The organism is Arthrobacter sp. zg-Y877 (assembly GCF_030373105.1).
Lineage (GTDB): Bacteria > Actinomycetota > Actinomycetes > Actinomycetales > Micrococcaceae > Arthrobacter_B.
In genome coordinates this window covers 201,434-218,936 of record NZ_JAUCPU010000007.1, presented here as the reverse complement: position 1 = coordinate 218,936, position 17,503 = coordinate 201,434, and the positions used below count along the sequence as shown (strand labels likewise).

12 protein-coding genes are annotated in these 17,503 nt (G+C 64.9%); 7 read left to right on the top strand and 5 right to left on the bottom strand.

The annotated features are described in order from the left end of the window. The first annotated feature begins 114 nt into the window (after positions 1-114). From QNO03_RS11855 to QNO03_RS11830, 6 genes are read left to right on the top strand one after another with little or no spacing between them, the layout of a single operon-like run. Positions 115-933: a dolichyl-phosphate beta-glucosyltransferase gene (locus tag QNO03_RS11855; RefSeq protein ID WP_229945904.1), complete on the top strand. Its 819-nt coding sequence runs from the start codon at positions 115-117 to the stop codon at positions 931-933. Then, positions 933-2,402 carry a glycosyltransferase family 4 protein gene (locus tag QNO03_RS11850; RefSeq protein ID WP_289603428.1) on the top strand — a complete coding sequence of 490 codons (1,470 nt, stop codon included), beginning with the start codon at positions 933-935 and terminating at the stop codon, positions 2,400-2,402. Before QNO03_RS11855 ends, QNO03_RS11850 begins: the two co-directional genes overlap by 1 nt. 17 nt (positions 2,403-2,419) lie before the next feature. Beyond that, positions 2,420-5,401, top strand: coding sequence for a glycosyltransferase family 39 protein (locus QNO03_RS11845; protein WP_289603427.1), 2,982 nt, complete (start codon positions 2,420-2,422; stop codon positions 5,399-5,401). 4 nt (positions 5,402-5,405) lie between these two features. After that, a complete protein-coding gene (locus QNO03_RS11840) occupies positions 5,406-6,785 on the top strand; it encodes a hypothetical protein (protein ID WP_289603426.1) in 1,380 nt (459 codons plus the stop codon). 5 nt (positions 6,786-6,790) lie between these two features. Then, positions 6,791-7,969: a glycosyltransferase family 4 protein gene (locus tag QNO03_RS11835; RefSeq protein ID WP_289603425.1), complete on the top strand. Its 1,179-nt coding sequence runs from the start codon at positions 6,791-6,793 to the stop codon at positions 7,967-7,969. Between the two features lie 47 nt (positions 7,970-8,016). Beyond that, a complete protein-coding gene (locus tag QNO03_RS11830; protein ID WP_289603424.1) occupies positions 8,017-8,808 on the top strand; it encodes a PIG-L deacetylase family protein in 792 nt (263 codons plus the stop codon). A gap of 10 nt (positions 8,809-8,818) precedes the next feature. On the opposite strand, the gene QNO03_RS11825 is transcribed toward QNO03_RS11830, so the two are convergent. Beyond that, positions 8,819-9,913, bottom strand: a complete 1,095-nt coding sequence (locus QNO03_RS11825; RefSeq protein WP_289603423.1) for a glycosyl hydrolase family 28-related protein — start codon at positions 9,911-9,913, stop codon at positions 8,819-8,821. Between the two features lie 176 nt (positions 9,914-10,089). Next, complete coding sequence (locus tag QNO03_RS11820; protein WP_289603422.1) at positions 10,090-10,641, bottom strand: ArsR/SmtB family transcription factor; 552 nt, start codon at positions 10,639-10,641, stop codon at positions 10,090-10,092. A gap of 61 nt (positions 10,642-10,702) precedes the next feature. Between QNO03_RS11820 and QNO03_RS11815 the strand changes: the two genes are divergently transcribed. Continuing rightward, entirely contained in the window at positions 10,703-11,989 is a 1,287-nt protein-coding gene (locus QNO03_RS11815; RefSeq protein ID WP_289603421.1) for an MFS transporter, read from the top strand. A 2,067-nt stretch (positions 11,990-14,056) separates the two neighbouring features. On the opposite strand, the gene QNO03_RS11810 is transcribed toward QNO03_RS11815, so the two are convergent. The 3 genes from QNO03_RS11810 to rsmG all read right to left on the bottom strand — a co-directional run bounded on the left by QNO03_RS11810 (position 14,057) and on the right by rsmG (position 17,475). Next, positions 14,057-15,202: a ParB/RepB/Spo0J family partition protein gene (locus QNO03_RS11810; protein ID WP_502874588.1), complete on the bottom strand. Its 1,146-nt coding sequence runs from the start codon at positions 15,200-15,202 to the stop codon at positions 14,057-14,059. Positions 15,203-15,573: 371 nt separating this feature from the next. After that, positions 15,574-16,722, bottom strand: coding sequence for a ParA family protein (locus QNO03_RS11805; protein WP_289603419.1), 1,149 nt, complete (start codon positions 16,720-16,722; stop codon positions 15,574-15,576). A gap of 120 nt (positions 16,723-16,842) precedes the next feature. After that, positions 16,843-17,475, bottom strand: a complete 633-nt coding sequence (gene rsmG, locus QNO03_RS11800) for a 16S rRNA (guanine(527)-N(7))-methyltransferase RsmG (RefSeq protein WP_229945881.1) — start codon at positions 17,473-17,475, stop codon at positions 16,843-16,845. Positions 17,476-17,503: the final 28 nt, after the last annotated feature.

The following is a 17,503-nucleotide window of genomic DNA, read 5'->3' as shown; positions in this document are numbered from 1 at the left end:
TTGCGTAACTACTACTCGTGTCCCGCCTCCCGGGCGTTACTAACGTCACTGATTGATTGCTCGTGTCGAAACCGGGCAGGAATGCTGGCGGATCAATTATCGAGGAGCATCCCTATGGGGACAGAAACTGGTTACTCACACGGGCGCACCGAGCATCGGGTGCACCGCCCCGTCGTCCACAGGCATCTGGCGGACCTCGGCAGCGCACCGGCCAGGGCGCAGTCCCGCACCGCCGTCGACCTGGAAGTGGTCATCCCGGCCTACAACGAAGCCGCGCGCATCCCGGGCACCCTGGAGGCTACGGCCGAGTTCCTCCATGCACAGCCGTGGACCTCGCGCATCGTGGTGGTCGACAACGGAAGCGCCGATGACACGAGCGCCGTGGTGCGGAAGCTCTCGCGCTCGGTGTCTGTGGACATCGCCCTCCTCGGGTGCTCCCAGCCCGGCAAGGGGGCCGCGGTCCGCCGCGGCCTGCTGAGCAGCCGTGCACGCTACGCAGGTTTCATCGACGCCGACCTTGCCACCCCCATCTCCACACTCGAGAGTGCAATGCCGCTCCTGGAAGCGGGCATCGCAGCCGTCATCGCTTCGCGTCATGCTCCGGGCGCGGAGTTCGTCCAGCCCCAGCAGCTCGGCCGGCGCCTCGGTGGAGGAGCCTTCCGCTTCATGACACGGCGCATGGTGCAGGGCATCGCGGACACGCAGTGCGGGTTCAAGTTCTTCGACCTCGCCGCCGCTAAGCGGGCACTGGTCGAATGCCGCACCATGGGATTCGCCTTCGACGTCGAGCTCCTGCAGCGGATGCAGTCCCAGGGCGGACGGATCGTCGAACTCCCCGTGGCCTGGACCGACAGTCCCGCCTCGACCTTCCGCCCCGTCAGGGACGGTCTGGCGAGTTTCCACGCCGTCCACCAGATGGGGCGGGCACTCTGATGGAAAATCACCGTAAATCCCCGACCGCACACCTCGCCGGGAAACATCTGCTGGTCCTCAACTGGCGCGACATCCGGCATCCCCAATCAGGCGGCGCCGAGCAGTACATGCACCAGATCGCCGTCCGCTGGGTCAAGGCAGGGGCCAGGGTCACCTGGGTGACCGGGCGCGGCAGCAACCAGGCACCGCAGGACGTAATCGACGGCATCACGGTCATCCGGGCGGGCGGCCCGCTCGGACTGTACGGCCGGGCGGCGCTTTGGATGCTCCTCAACGGCACCAAGTTCGACGGCGTGATCGACTGCCAGAACGGTATCCCGTTCTTTTCGCCGCTCTTCCTGCCACGGGCGACGCCGGTCGTGCAGGTGGTGCACCACGTCCACCAGGACCAGTTCGCCACCAGGTTTGCACCACCCCTCGCGGCCGTCGGGCGTTTCCTCGAGAAGGACGTGGCGCGGGTGGTCTACGGCCAGCGCTCCATCGCCGCTGTTTCCCTGTCCACCCGCCTGGAACTTCGGCGCCGCCTGGGCTACTCGGGCCCCATCTTCGTGGTGCCCAACGGCACGATGGACCTGCCCGACGAGGTAGGACCCCGGGACCCGGACCCCACCATCACCGTGGTCAGCCGGCTGGTCCCACATAAGCGCCTCGACCTGCTGCTCGGCCAGATCGCCGTCGTGGTGGAAGCGATACCGAACCTCCGCGTGAACATCGTCGGTGACGGATCAGAGCGGGAGCGGCTGCATAAGATCGCCGCCGACCTCGGCCTGCTCTCGAATGTCACCTTCCACGGATACCAGCCGAATGCAGTCCGTGACGGGCTCCTCAGCCGGGCCTGGATCACCGCATCCACCTCCGCAGCGGAGGGGTGGGGCTGTTCCATCATCGAGGCCAACGCCTGGGGCGTGCCCTGCGTCGCGCTGCGGGTTCCCGGCATCCGGGACTCCGTGGTCGATGGGAAGACCGGCTGGCTGGTGGACGAGCCCCGGGACTTCGGAGCCACACTCATCACGGCCCTGAAGGAAACCGGCGACGTGGAATCGGCACGTTCCATCACGGCCGCGTGCCGCGACTGGGCGGCCCGCTTCACCTGGGACCGGAGCGCAGCACTCCTTGCGGGGGTCCTGATCGAGGAAATGCGGGCTACGCGGGGAATCCGTTCCCAGCGCCGTCGTGCCCGCTCGGACATGTCCGCATTGGTCCGTTTCGCCACACCGGCGAACTTCGACCCGTCGACATCCCTGAGGGCCACGGACGAAGTCATAACGGACGGCCCGCAGACCGCCATCCTCCTCAACGGGTGTGATGAGACCGATGCGATGGGCGTGATGCGCCGGATGGGTATCTTCGAGTCGGATATCAGCCTCGCAGACCGCGAAGGCATCCTCACCGGTCCCTCGACAGCACCGGTTGCGGGCGGCACCGACCTCCAGCCCGTACCAAAGGGCTTCCGGAGCCGCGCTACATGAGCGCGTCGGCATTACCTGTGAGTACCGCCGTGCCCGAGCAGTTGGAGCGCGCCTCCACGCGGTCGGCGGCCTCCGAGGTCGCCCACAACAGCGGTCTGCTCTCCGTGTCCGCAGGCGTAGTGGGAGTCGTCAGCTACATCTGCACCCTCCTGATGGCCAATGCCCTCAGCTCCCAGGAGTACAGCAACCTGGCTGCGGCGCAGATGCTGTTGGGCATCGTCGGCATCGTCTCCTCCGCCCTCGTGCCCCTGCCCCTCTCACACGCAGTGGCAACTAATGCTGCCGGCAGCGCCGGCCGCCGGGACGGACTGGCGTTCGCGCTGACGGTGTCCGTGGCCGCGGGCATCGTGGCAGCCGGCACCACGGGAGCCGTTGTCTCGGCCTTCGGATCCCCTGTCCTGGCGCTGGTCGCCGCACTGACCGCCTTCGTGCTGTTTGTCGTCGCCGCCCCGCTGGGGTGGCTGCAGGGCGAGTTGAGGTTTGTCCGGTACGCGGCCGCCTCAATCGCGGAGGTGCTGGTCCGGCTCGGCTTCAGTGTGCTGGTCATCGCCCTGGCCTGGGGCGCGACGGGCGCCGTCCTTGGCTTCGCACTTGGCGCGCTGGTGATCCTCGCCGTGCCGCGCTCCTTTTACCGGGACATCACATGGCGCCCGCAGGTTCTCCGGGACCGCTGGCGCTGGTCGGAAACCGGCGACATCGCCCTGACCCTGTGCATCGTCACGGTCCTGACCGGGGCCGACGTCGTCGTGATGTCCTTCCTGGACGGCGGGACGGACGCGGCGGCCGGCTTCCAGGCCTTGTCCACCATCGCCAAGGGCCCCATCTATGTTGCCGCAGGCACGGTCCTGGTCGCCTTTCCCCTGCTGCGCCGGGCCGGTGCGGACCGGGAATCCATCCTCGTGTCCGCCCTGCGGTCCTTCGGCCTGTTGGCCATCGCCGCCTGCGTGGTCATCGCCACGGTACCGGCACCGGTCGTGGAACTGGTCCTCCCCGAAAAGTTCCATCCCTCGATCGCCCTGCTTCCCTGGCTGGCGGGAGCCGGCCTCGGGTACGCGGTGCTCACGGTCCTCGCGACCATCCTTTTGGCCCTGCGCGCCTACCGGCGCTGCCAGCTTGGCCTCATCGCGGCTACGGTGCTCCTGCCGGCTGGGATGGCGGTGGGCTGGAGCGTCGGTGGTGTTCCGGGTGTGGCCGTCGGCACCGCCGCAGCATCGCTCGCTTCCGCCGCGGTGCTGGCGATCATCGCTTTTCCGCTCCTCCCCCGTTCCACCCGGCGCCTGGCCCTCCAGGGCCTCCTTGCCGGTGCAGTACTGTCCCTTCTCCTCCTCGTGGCCGGTCTCGTGCCACCCCTATGGATTCTGGTGGTTCTCATGACAGGTTTCGGTATCCTTGCAGGTCAGCGGCGTTCAAGCGCCCCCGAGACAGAACGGGAGGCGGAGCCGGCCCGGCCGGTGCGGCGAGGTCTCCGGGCCCCGGAGCGGTTCAGGCCGACCCGGAGCGGGCTGCTCGGTTTCATCGTGGTGGCCTGTGTTGCCTTCGGAGCCCGGGCCGTGGGCCTGGCCCGCGGATTCGAGCTGTGGGTGGACGAGATGCTGTACGCCCGCCTGGGGTATTCCGTCAGCCTCGGCGAAATCCCCAACCTGCCGGACGGCCCGTTTATGCTCCACCCGCCCGGCTATTTCCTGCTCGAGGGTGCCGTGATCAGTGTCTTCGGCATCTCCGGAGACAACCTGGACCTCGTCCTGCAGCTGCGCTGGCTCAACGCGGTGCTGGGCGCAGTCAGCGTAGGGCTGGCCTTCCTCCTGGTCCGTGCGGTCGCGAACACGCCGGCCGCCTGGATCACCGCGGTGGTGCTGACATTGGAGCCGTTCGTGCTGCGGAACAACAGCCGCGTGTTCCTTGAGACCTTCGGCATGGCCGTGATGCTCGCCGGGTTGCTGGTCCTCGTGTCCCTCATGCAGCGCAACGCCCCCCGCTACCGGGTGCCGCGCCTCGCAGTGGCCGGTCTGCTCCTGGGATTCGCGGTCCTCACCAAGGACGTCTTCGTCCTCGGCGCCGTGGCCCCGATCCTCATCGCCGCCCTGTGGCGGCGGACCCTCGCCGTGCGTGACAGCCTCACCGTCGTGGCGGCCGCCCTGGTCCCCTACACGGTGTACCTCCTGGTACTCGGCTTCAACGGGTTGCTGGACACGTGGCTCTGGGCTAAGGGCAGCGGGGTGCGCCGCGCAATCGGGCTCGAGCAGTCCACGGGCTTCAACGCCGAGGGCGCACCGGGGATTCTAGGCCGGGTCCTTGACCAGATCGGCCAGTTCGGATCTTCATACCTCCTCCTGGCCCTCGCCCCGCTGACCGGGCTTCTGCTGTGCTTCAGCGCCAACGCCGCGCGGCGCCTGCTGGGCCTGGTGGCGCTGATGTTCGGTCTCTTTGGCTTGTACAGCGCAGCCTTCGGCACCCTCGAGGAGCAGTACGGCTACCCCGTCCTGGTCGCAGGTGTGCTTAGCACCGCGGTCTACGCGGTTGAACTGGTGGAAAGGCGGCCAAGCTGGCGGACACCCGTCATTCTTTTCGCCGCCGCCTTAACGGCACTCACCGCGGTCTTTGGGCTTCGGGCCATGGTCACCGTCGACAACGGGTTCGTCCAGGCACGGAACTGGGCGAACGCGAACCTTCCGGCGGACGCCCGCGTCAGCGTGACCAACAGCACAGGTGAGCTCGCTTTCGAAAGCGATTCCCGCTTTGGTGTGTGGCCGTCGGCACCGCTCCTGGAGGCGAACGATGCAAACTACGTCCTGACCCAGGACCACCCGACATCCATGGGCTACGGCTACGCGCAGCCGGCCATGTTGGAGTGGCTCGAAACCAATGCCCAACCTGTGTTCTCCGCAGAGGGACCCACCAACGGGAACACCGTCATTTGGCAGATCGATGACGAAACCCGCCGCAGCGGAGCGGCGGAGAACATCGGTTTCCCGTCCGCCACCTACGAAACCGAGCGTTAGGACCATGCCCCACCCCCTGACCGCGAGACGGAAAACCCGGGTACTGCTGCAGCTGAGCGTCATCGCTCTCCTGGCGGTGATTGCCGTCGGGAGTTTCATCGTCGTGGTCCAGCGCGGCGACGGCCCGGACGCCGCTGACGGCGGCACCCGGTTCGGAGTCCTCGCCTCGCAGTGCGACTCCGTGCGGTCCCGCGAACTCCGGCAGGCCGGGATAAGCGTGGTCCACGTGGATCTGCGGTGGGATCTCTACCATCCGGAAGCACCTGCAGCAGCACCGGCGTACACGCAGCAGGTCTTTTCGATGCTGGAGATCTGCCGGGACGCCGGATTCGACGTCGTCCTCGGGCTGGGGACCCAATATTCCCCGGAATGGGTGCGGGACCTGCCCGACGGCCGGTTCGTCGACCAGACCGGCGCGAGCAGCGAGTCAGCCGCGCCGAACCTGATGTTCAGTGCGGACGCACGCTGGGCCTTCGAGACCTATGTCACGGAAGTGGTGCAGCTGCTGCCGGAAAACAGTGTCACGGCAATCCGCGTGGGAACCAGCGAGGCAGGTGAGTTGGGTTTCCCCGCCGAGCCTCTGACCAGCCGGAATGGCCGCAACAGCTTCTGGGCCTACAGCGATGCCGCACAAACGGGCAACGGCCTTCCCGACGGCATGGCGAGCACGCCGATGCCAGGATGGATGCCGGGCGACACGGAGTGGTCAGGATCGGCGTTCACCGCGGACGACGCCTCCACCTGGTTCGACTGGTACACGGACTCGGTGGCCCGGACTGTTGCCTGGCAGATCGGGCTGCTGCAAGGGCTTGGATTCGAAGGCGATTTCCACCTGCCCCTGGCTGGACGGGGCGTGCTGCCCGAGGACCGCGAGAGCGCGGTGCAGGCACTCCTCGACGGGACGGGTGACCGGGATGCAAGCCTTGAACGCGGGCTCTACTACCCGGATCAGTTGCCTGCCCTCAAGGATGCCGTACCCGAGGCGAGGATCGTTGCCGATATCACGGGCCTTGGCGACCCCACGGCAGTTCTCGCCCGCAGCGAATCTCCCCCCACCGACACGTGCCGGGGAGAGGATGCCGGTCTGCCGCTGGAGGAGACACCGGGAGTCCAGGACTGGTCGGCGTCGCGGTGGACCATTGCCGTCGCCCGCAGCGCTGGATATCCGGTGATGGGCGAAAACCCGGGCCCCTCCTCCCAGCCGGGGACCGGCAGCGCTGCCAATTCGGATCCGCTCCGGGATCAGCTGAAGTCCGGTGTCCGGTACGCCGGGGACTGCGGCCTGGAGATCTTCCTGTTCGCGTTCGAGGATGATTTGTTCGCACCGGGGGCCGAGGTGCCCCTCTCCGTCTACGCGGACACGATCCGCGGCGTTGAAGGGTGAAGGGTATGACTAGTCCCCCACGCTCCACGGTCACCGCACCAGTGGCTTCGGTCCCCCCGGAGCTCCACGGCCGGCTGCGCGTGCTGCATCTGGGGTTCGAAGATCCGCTCATGCCGGGAGCCGGTGGAGGCTCCGTCCGTACGCACCAAATCAACCGGCGACTGGCGGCGGGCGGATTCAGCGTGACCGTCCTGACCACCACCTATCCGGGAGCCGAGGAAAGGATCCAGGACGGAGTCCGCTACGTGCCGGTCGGCTTCGGGCAGGGACGCAACCGGCTCACCCGCCTCCTGGGCTATGTTGCGCGGCTGCCGTTCGAGGCACGCCGACGACGTGGAGAAGCCGACCTTGTGGTCGAGGACTTTTTCGCCCCGTTCTCCAGCATGGCCGCGCCTCTGTGGTCGGGCCGGCCGACCATAGGGGTGGTCCAATGGCTTCACGCCGGTGACAAGGCCCGGCAGTACAAGGTGCCGGTGCACTGGTTGGAGCGGTTCGGCGTCCGTAGCCACTCCCGCATGATTGCGGTGTCCCAGGGCACCGCGGACAAGCTGGCGCTCCTGAACCCTGCTGCCCGGGTGGAGGTTGTCGGCAACGGAATCGACCGGAACTCGCTCGACCGTGAGCCGGAGCTCGGCGACAACGTCCTGTTCGTCGGACGGCTCGAACTGAAGCCCAAGGGCATCGACCTGCTGCTCGCCGCGTGGACAGCGGCGGCCCCGCAACTCGGGGCGAAGCTCATCCTTGCGGGCACCGGACCCGACCACGAGAGGATCGAGCAGCTGATCAACTCGCTCGGGTTGTCAGAGTCGGTGGAGTTGGTCGGCTGGGTGTCGGGAGAGGCTAAGCGGGACCTCGTGCGCTCTGCCCGCCTCGTCGTCGTACCCTCCCGTCACGAGACGTTCGGCCTGGTGGCGGTTGAGGCCCTCGCCGGCGGAACCCCCGCGATAATTTTCGACATCCCGGGCCTTCGTGAGGTGGTTCCCCGGGACTGCGGCTGGATGGTGCGTCCATTCGATGTGCAGGCCCTCGCCGCCGAACTCGTGCAGCGGTATCCCGATGGTTCCACGCTGCTGGCAGCAGGCCGTCGCGGTCAGGCGTTCGCCCGGCAGTTCGACTGGGACGTCCAGGCGGACCGGCAGGCGGCCATCTACCGCAGCGCGCTGTCGGCGCGCACCGGAGGCTGATCCGCCGACGTGACTGCCATACTCGTTCCGCATCCGAAAGGCCTCCCGTGATCTCCAGCCTGCCCCGCGTCCAGCACTCCCTGCTGGGCAACAATCCATGGCTTTTCCTCTCCCCGCACCTCGACGACGCGGTGCTGTCCTGCGGCGCGCTGCTCCAGGAGAGCGCACGCGCCCGTGACATCACTGTGGCCACGCTCTTCACCGAGCCGGCGAGCCCTCCGCATACCCGCGCGGCGAGGACCTTCATCAGTCAATGCTGCGCCTCGGATGCCGGGTCGCTCTTCGAGGCCCGGCAGGTCGAAGACCGGGAAGTGTTGGAGGAACTGGGCGTGCGCCACCTTCATCTGGGCCTCGAGGATGCCCTGTTCCGCCAACGGCATGCGGCGCCGGCAGCTGCGCTGGTGAAGAAGGTGCTCCCCGAACTTGTGCACCGGTATCCCACCTACCGGTACGACATTGCCCTGGGGCGCATCTCGCGGGGGGACCGCACTCTGATCGAGAATCTCCGTCTGCGGGTCCGGGAGCTTCTGCAGCAAACCGGCGCTGAGCTGTTGTTCTGCCCGATCGGGATCGGGCGGCATGTGGACCATCTGATCACGCGTCGGGTAGGGACTTTTTTCCCGGACAAGGCGGTGTACTACGCCGATTTCCCGTACAACCTGTCCTTCCCGGTGGACCAGAAGTTCGTGACAGCGCAACGGCTTCAGCGAGGGACCTGGGACCGGCATCTGGCGGCGAAGGAGGCCATGATCAGAGGGTACGGCACGCAGGCCGACGCCTTGTTTCCCGACGGACAGATCCCCTTGGAACCGGAGGCGTACTACGCCCCCGCGGCGTAAACCGGGGCGGTCAGCAGCTGTACCCGAGGGAATCCACCCGGCTGCCGAAGCCCGGGTTGATCTGGAAGGCTCCGCTGCGGCAGGCCTTGTTGCCGCTGAGCACAACACCGGTGAGCTTTCCGAAGATATCAACGGACAGCCCTGGATTATCCTCGAAGCGGTTGTCCCGGACCTCCACGTTGGTGACCGGGCCTTTGCCCCCGTAGTAGCCGGTGACGAGGCCTCCGCTGGACCCCCAGAAGCGGTTTCCAACGATTGTGAGGTTATAGGCACCGGCCTTACCGACGGCGATCTGCATGGCGGACCCGTGGCGGCCGCCGCGCACCGTATTACCCAGATAGGCGACATCGTGGACGGGCTCGCCCATACTGTGCGCCACGAGGCCGTCGTCGCCGTCGTCACCCTGTCCCTGGTCCACCGTGTTGCCCTGCACAACGCCGAAGCTGGCGTCCAGGATGTGGATGCCGTCCAGCTGGTCGTACCTTCCGTTGGTGGAAACCGAGGTGGTGTTGTTTCGGATGCAGAAGCCGGAGCTGGCCACCACTGCGATGGAATAGGTGAACGGATTAACCGTCGTTACTTCCTCGACGACGACGTTGGTGGAGTACCGGACGTCGATCAGGTACTCGGTGAGCCGGTTTGGCATGTTTCCGTCAAGGGTGTCGCCGCTGTGGTCCGCGGTCAGGTCCGAAATAGTCACCCCCGAGGCACCGTTCGTTGTGATCAGCGGGTGGCCGCCGAAAGGCCCCGTGCTCTCAAGAAACTGCGGTCCCGCCTTCACTCGGGTGGCACTGCCCGCTCCCTTGAGCGTCACGCCGTCGCGCAGGAGGAGGGGACGGGAGAGGAGGTAGGTGCCTGCGGACAGCTGGACCACCTCCCCGCCCCGGCCCGAGGAAGCGTCAATGGCCGCCTGGATGGTCCCTGCCCAGTCCACCGTGGAATCTCCGCCCGGCGCTTCGACACGGCTGACAGTGGCAGCAGTACTTCCGGTAGCTACGCAACTCATGGCCGTACTCCCTTCCACGGCGGTCTCGGCCTGTGCGGGCACGCCGAGGAAACTTGACGCGAGAACCATGGCGGCCACGCGTGAAAACGAGCGCTTCATGAGCCTCAGTGTAGGGGCCGCTGCCGAATAGGTCGCCCGTAATTCCGCTGCAGTCTTTCCTTGCTGCCTCGGGATCCCTGCGGGCGGCACCAAAAGCCGTTTCACGTGAAACAACCCCGACGCCCAGTGCTGCATGCGTCCCAGGTTCGCGGGTACGGCGCGGCGCTCGGGTGGGGCTAAGTGGCGGTGGTGTTTGTAGGTTCTGCCCCGGGCCGGCCCTCGGGATGGACGGCCAGAAAGAGCGAGTAGTGGGTGCTGCCCTCAGGGGGCTTTTCCGCTTCGAATTCGTCGAACAGGTTCTGGACGCGTTCGAGGAGCCTTGCGTGTCCTTCTTCGGTCAGGCGTATGCCTAACCGGGATATCGTGACCTGCTCCGATGCGGGAACCTGCCCGACCTCGGAGACAAAAGCGCCAATCATCGCGCTGCGCATCCGGGGATCGCGGCTATCCAGATTCAGCTGCCACGACTTGCCCGTCGCCCGGTACGGAATCTCATATGCACCGCTCGGCCCGGACCTTGCCTCCTGCGGTTCCAGGAAACCTGCCGACACGAGCTTGCGGACGTGAAAGAGCACCGTGGCCGGATTGCTGTCGAGCCTGGTCGCGATCTCCTTGTTGGTCAGCTCCTCGTTGAGGCAGAGACGCAGAATGCGAACCCGTATCGCCGAGGCAAGGGCTTTCGCCTCTTCCTCACTCGCTGACCGCCGAGGGGCGCCGCCGCTCACCATGGGTGCAGAGTACCAGAGGGGGCTATTGACAAATATCAATCGATTGCCCAGAGTCAACCACATGACCGACGGATATGGTGCCGAAGAGCAAGCGCAAGCAGGGGTCCTCCAGGATCGTGACTTCCGCTTCCTGCTGTATTCCACTTCACTGAGCCAGATTGGACAGCAGATTTCAGGCCTCGCACTGCCGCTGGTAGCGGTGGTTTCGCTGACAGCCACGGAGTTCGAAGTGGGACTCCTCTCCGCCATGAGCACTGTTGCGTTCCTGTTGATCGGCCTGCCCGCCGGCGTCTGGGTTGATCGGCTGCGGTACCGGCGGATACTTGTCGTCTCGGATCTGATCGGGGCAGTGGTCCTGCTGACTATTCCGACCGCCTGGTGGCTTGGCGTCTTGACCGTCTGGCAGCTCTACGCTGTGGCTCTGGTTATGGGTGTCTTCAGCGTCTTCTTCGACGTGGCCTACCAAAGTTATCTCCCTCGGCTCATAGGGAGGGAGCGTCTGGTCGAGGGAAATGCCAAGCTGGAGACAGTGCACTCTGTCGCCCAGCTGGGCGGCCCGGTTGCAGCCGGCCAGCTCATCGCCTGGCTAACGGCTCCCGTTGCCCTGGCATTCGATGCCGTCGCCATGGGTTTGTCCGCGCTGTTCGTTGGACGCATGCGTTACCAACAGCCCAAGCCCGACGCAGGTGCGCGGTTGCCGTTGGCAGCTGATATCGCTGAGGGCCTGCGTTTCGTCCTTGGCAACCCGCTGCTTCGGGCGATCGCCGGTTCCACAGCATTATTCAATCTCGCCTTCGCGGCCTACATGGCCATGCTTGTGTTCTTCCTGCCGCGTGATATTGGCTTGGGTGCCCAGCAGATCGGAATCGTCTTCTCACTACTGGGTATCGGCGGTCTGGCCGGTGCCCTCGCTACGAGGCGTTTGACCCTGTGGTTGGGCGAAGGGCCAGCCATCTGGCTGTCCACCGCCACAACGACGCCCTTTGCCCTCCTGATGCCGGCGGCCGACGGCGGGTGGTCGGTCTGGCTCGGCGCGTCCGGCCTCGCGATGGCCGGGTTCGGCATAGTCGTTTACAACGTGACCCAAGTAAGCTTCCGGCAGCGGCTGACCCCGGACCACCTGTTGGGCCGCATGAATGCCACCATGCGGTTCCTGGTCTGGGGAGCGCAGCCAATCGGAGCGGTGATAGGTGGCTCCCTTGGACAGCTGTACGGGGCAGAGGCTGCTCTCTGGATGGCAGGAACGGTTGCCTGCATGGCCTTCTTGCCTGTTGTCCTGTCGCCCCTGCGCAGGATGCGCCGTCTGCCCGATGGACAGGACGCTGTAGCCGCCCCTCCTCCCGCTTAGGCTGGTGCATGGCCTGGGCCGTGTACAGCCCTGTGGGCCCCTATGTGGCTACGTAAGCGCGCCAGAGACAGCACTGACCCGCAGCACCGTTTCACGTGAAACAGCTACACACACCGGGCGCCCAGCTGCACTGAAGTCGAACCTTGCCGTCTTTGCTGCGTCGAGCACTATCTCCCCTGGCAGAGCACTAGAAGGATCCGTTTCACGTGAAACAGTGGACGATAACGGTGCCTGTCGCGTCCGCCCACCATTTTCGACGAAGCAGTCGATGCATCGCCAGCACCGCGACAGTGCGTCGACCGCAACCGCCAACGTCCGCCGCTATGTCGCTATCTCGCCATCAACTTCAGCCCTTGCCCATGCCAGGCAGCGAAGCGCCGCCCGGAGGTCGGCGGTGTTTCAGCCCGGAAACCAACGGTGTTTCACGTGAAACCGGCCGGCCTTTCGAGTCGCCTTCGTGCCTCGCGACCCAGCAAGAAGACGCAAACAACCCGCTGCATAAGTTCCAATGGGAACGTTCCTCGGCAACTTCACCGGTTGTGCGCACCCTTCTCACGTGCTGACGTGCGGGTTTCACGTGAAACGTCGGCGAACTGGAAGGAGTCCTGCAACAACGCAGCCCGACTCAGGATGGCTACGGTGTGCGGCCGGAACGCCCCTAGTCGCTTGAGTTGACCCAAATCGTTTGGCTTTAGGGCGGCTTCTTCCGCAATCGCGGTATAACTACGCGGTATAGCTAATTGGCTACACGACCTGCAGGGACGTGCTCATTCACTGGATACCGGGATGGATGCGCGGGTTCATAAGCGCGAACCCCGCGGAATGACCCATTGCCGAGCCGGCGGTCCAAGCACAAAGCACCGGAAAGACACACCTCCGTCTTGACCGTCGCTAACGATACCGAACCTATGAGCTGCGCTGTTTCACGTGAAACAGTGCAGCTCTTCCTGTGGTCGGGAACCTGTCATCTTGACGGACCAGGGACTCCTCGGGAATCCCTTCCCTTCGCGAGACTCTTCAGCGCCCACGCACAGGATCTCCACATCAATAAAACGGCCGTCCAGTTCAACCCTTTCCCGACGGCGAACAGCGCGAAGTCTAGCGCCCTAGCGCAGACAACTAAGTAGGGTTCGGTTGTGTACCCGGTGTTTCCGATTGCTGGCTTGTTGTACACCGGTGGCCACCCCGGGGGGCTAGGTAGAAACCCTGCGGCGGAGGGGTTATGGGGAGCGTTAGCCACAAGGGCCTCTGGACCCGCGCGGTGCCGGTGTGTTCACCACAGCACCCGTCGGTGTCCGGCCGACATCAGTACCTCGGTAAAGATGGGCAGCGGGCGATGTTTCACGTGAAACCGATGCGGGACATCGTCAGGCTGGTGTGGCGTAAGGACCTGAGTAAGGAGGGGCAGGGCGCGCTGGTTCACGCGAAACCGATGCAGTGGCATCCGTCGGTGCGGCATAAGGACCAGGGTACGCGCTGCAACAGCGCCGGTGTTTCACGTGAAACCACCAAGCACTCACCGTACCTAAGCGGCAGAAGCTCTGATTTCGACGCCCACGCACCCAGCGGTATCCAGCCCATGCTGCGAGGTGGACTGTTTCACGTGAAACAGTGCATCCTTAAGCTCTACAGCTCTGCCGCAGACGAGAAGTGGCCGCGACTAGGCCAGAGGGAACAAACTAGCTCCTGAGTGCGGCCGTTGTTATGGCGACTAGCGGTGGAGACGGGAAGTTGCCGCCGCGCCGTTCTGACCGACCGATCGGCCGACCGCCCCCGGGAGGGACGAATCCCAGGCCTCCACTGAACGACTCCGGCACAATTCCTTTACGGCGTATGGGCCGCCATTAAGGTTAGACAACTCCTACCGACAGCCAACGTCGCTTTAGGGCGTGATAGTCGAGGGCTACGACCCGAAGTGGGACGAACGACCGTCAGTCCATCCGCGACAGCGTCACCGGAATGACCTTTGCCACCAGTGACAACAAAGCGCAAGACACCCCTGAAGACAATAAGGGCCGGTGTTTCACGTGAAACACCGGCCCTTCACTCCAGCACAGACTTCCCGATTTACTCGCCAGGTGCCGAGAGGACGCCCATAATCCGGTTCAGATCGTCAACGCTGGCGAACTCGATGCTGACCTTGCCCTTCCGGGCACCCAGGGTGATCTTGACGTTTGTATCCAACCGATCGGAAAGCGAGGTCGCCAAGTAATCCAAACGTTCGTGCCGGGCGCCGATCTTCGGCTTAGCCGTCTTCGCCGGCTTCCGGATCCCATCAGCCAGTGAAACGATTTCCTCCGTGGCCCGCACGGAAAGACCCTCGGCCACGATCTTTTGGGCCAGCTTCTCCATCTCCGCTGGATCGCCGAGTCCAAGGAGCGCACGCGCGTGCCCAGCTGACAGAACCCCCGCGGCCAGACGGCGCTGGACCAAAGGAGGCAGCTTCATCAACCGCAGAGTGTTGGTTACCTGCGGTCGTGAGCGTCCAATTCGATCGGCGAGCTCCTCGTGCGAGCACTCGAAATCGTCCAGCAGCTGCTGGTAGGCAGCCGCCTCTTCCAGCGGATTCAGCTGACTACGGTGCAGGTTCTCCAGGAGGGCATCGCGGAGCAGATCGACGTCCTGGGTGGAACGGATAATCGCGGGAACGAAATCAAGTCCCGCGGCTCGGGACGCACGCCAGCGGCGTTCACCCATAACCAGCTCATACGGATGTTCTGCATCTGACTCGGGAGAGGGACGCACCACGATTGGCTGCAGTACACCGATTTCACGGATCGAGTGTACAAGCTCGGCCATATCGTCTTCATCGAAGACGGACCGTGGCTGTTTGCGGTTGGGATGGATCGAGTCGATGGGGAGTTCGGCGAACGTGGCCCCGGGAACCTCAACGAGGCCTTCCGTATCTGGGGCGGCCGGCGATGTTTCACGGGAAACATCGTCGATCACGGTGGCTGCATCCGGCGTCTGGTCACTGGCTCCAGCCGATGCCGCAGATGCGGCCTCCTCTGCCTCAGGCCCGCCTGCTGCTGGGTCAGTGGCGGCGATCTGCGCCTGCTCCTCATCCTTGCTGCCGGCGTCCTTCACGGGCTTCCTGGAGGCGGGGGCCGGAGCATCCGCACCGGTTCCCGACGGCCCGGCAGTCAAACTTTCGGCTTCAGCGATGGCGGCATTCTCCTGAGAATCCGCCTGCGAGTCCTTACCAGTGCGCATGTCGGCGTTGGCGACAGAGGAACGGTTCATCGAACTTCGCGTAGTGGACTTCTTCGCAGGTCCCCGGAGCGCATCCTTGTTAATGCCTGCGCCCTTGCGGGGGCCGGAGCTGCTGGCGCGGGGCTCATCGGCTGCCGCGAAAAACAAATCAACCGGGCGTCCTGATGCCGTGCCGGCCTGGTTAGGGCTTGAGGTTTCCACAGGCTCGGCACTGCTAGGGATCAAAGCTCCCAGACCGCGGCCTAAACCACGACGCTTCTCGGCCATGGGTAAGTCCTTCCCTTATGCCAGCAACAAGCGGCACGGATTGATTGTGAGAGTATTCTAAGGCGCGAAACCACCGATGGCCGCCGCACCGCGCCGGGGCGTCCCTAGGCGCGCTGGGCTATCTCGGCTGCAGCTTCCAGGTAGGACAGGGCGCCGGTCGAGGAGGGGTCGTATGTCATGACCGTCTGCTGGTAGCTCGGTGCCTCTGAAATGCGTACCGACCGCGGGACGACGGCGCGGAGAACCTGCTCCGGGAAATGCTCGCGTACCTCGGCCGCGACCTGGGCCGCGAGGTTCGTCCTACCGTCGTACATGGTCAGCAGAATCGTGGAAACAACCAGATCCGCGTTCAGGTGCTTCTGAATCATCTCGATGTTCTTGAGCAGCTGGCTCAAACCTTCGAGTGCGTAGTACTCGCACTGGATCGGAATGAGGACTTCCCTGGCTGCGACGAAGGCGTTAACGGTCAGCAGTCCCAGGCTCGGCGGGCAGTCAATGAAAATGTAATCGAGCCGCTCCAGCCCCTGCTTTTCGCGCTCTGCGGCGTAGACGTCGATCGCGCGGCGCAGGCGCTGTTCGCGGGCCACAAGGGAGACCAGTTCGATCTCTGCCCCGGCCAGGTGAATGGTTGCAGGTGCGCAGATGAGGTTGTTGATGTCCGGGCACGGCGCAATAACGTTAGCCAGCGGGAGGTCATCAATCAGCACGTCGTAAATACTCTCGACCTCTGCGCGATGGTCAATGCCGAGGGCGGTCGATGCGTTTCCCTGCGGGTCGATATCGATAACCAGAACGTTCTGCCCCGCCGTGGCCAGCGCAGCAGCAAGGTTTACCGTGGTGGTGGTCTTACCAACCCCACCCTTCTGGTTGCTCACCGTCATGACCCGCGTTTCCGGTGGACGTGGCAGTACGCGCCCACGCAACTTATCGCGGCGCCGGTTTTCACTGGCCAGTTCCCGGGCCAGGGGGGTGCTCTCGTCCATCAAGTCCATAACATCTACCGATGTTGACGCAGGAGCGGCTTCATCGGATACACCACCTTCGATAGCTTGGGGGGTCGGCACTTGTACGGCGCTGCTTTCAGTCCGGGCGGGTTGCTGCGGCTCAGCAGACCCCGTTTCACGTGAAACGGCGTCGGGTGCTCGCTTGGCCACAACCTTTTGCGGTTGCTTTCTGCCGAAAGAGGTGGACAGGGCCGATCCAAGTGCGGCGAAAGGAGGAATTCTTCTTGCGGCGGAATCGCGCACACTCACCTGGTCATGCTCACTTTCCAACATAAAGCGTTAAGGCATTGGTCCATCTAGACTATCCGCTCCCCGGCTATTACCCGGGACCATCACGGGTGTGTGCATGCTACGCGAATGTCAGACACCTCACCCTACGGTTATGCGCACCACCGTTGTCGGTTCTTCCAGCAGATCCCCACCCACCGTCACCACGGCGGTATCCCGCCCGCCCAGCTTCCGGATCGCCTTCGCTGCCTTCTGCACTTCTTCCTCGGCGCTGCGTCCCTTAATCGCCAGGACCTGTCCCTTCCCGTGCAGGAGCGGCACGGTCAACCCGGCCAGTCCGCCGAGCGCGGAGACCGCCCTCGCCGTTGCCACGTCTACATTGACCTCGGCGACTACCTGCTCAGCCCGCCCCCGGATCACGCGGACGTTGTCCAGCTCGAGGTCCGAGATGACTTCATTCAGCCAGATCACCCGCCGCTCAAGCGGTTCGATGAGCGTGATGGCAATGTCAGGGCGGGCGATAGCCAGGCATAGACCCGGCAGGCCTGCTCCGCTGCCGACGTCGGCCACGGTCGCGTTCGCGGGGATCAGCTCCGCCACTACGGCGCAATTGAGTACGTGCCGGCTCCAGAGCCGCGGAACCTCCCGCGGCCCGAGCAGGCCCCGCTCCATTCCCGAGGTCGCCAGGTGCTCGACGTACCTGCGTGCCAGGTCGAGGCGGTCACCGAAGATCGCCTGGGCGGCGTCCAATTCTGCGGGCGTTGTGTCAACCACTTACTTGTTATTCCTTCTCTGCACTGCG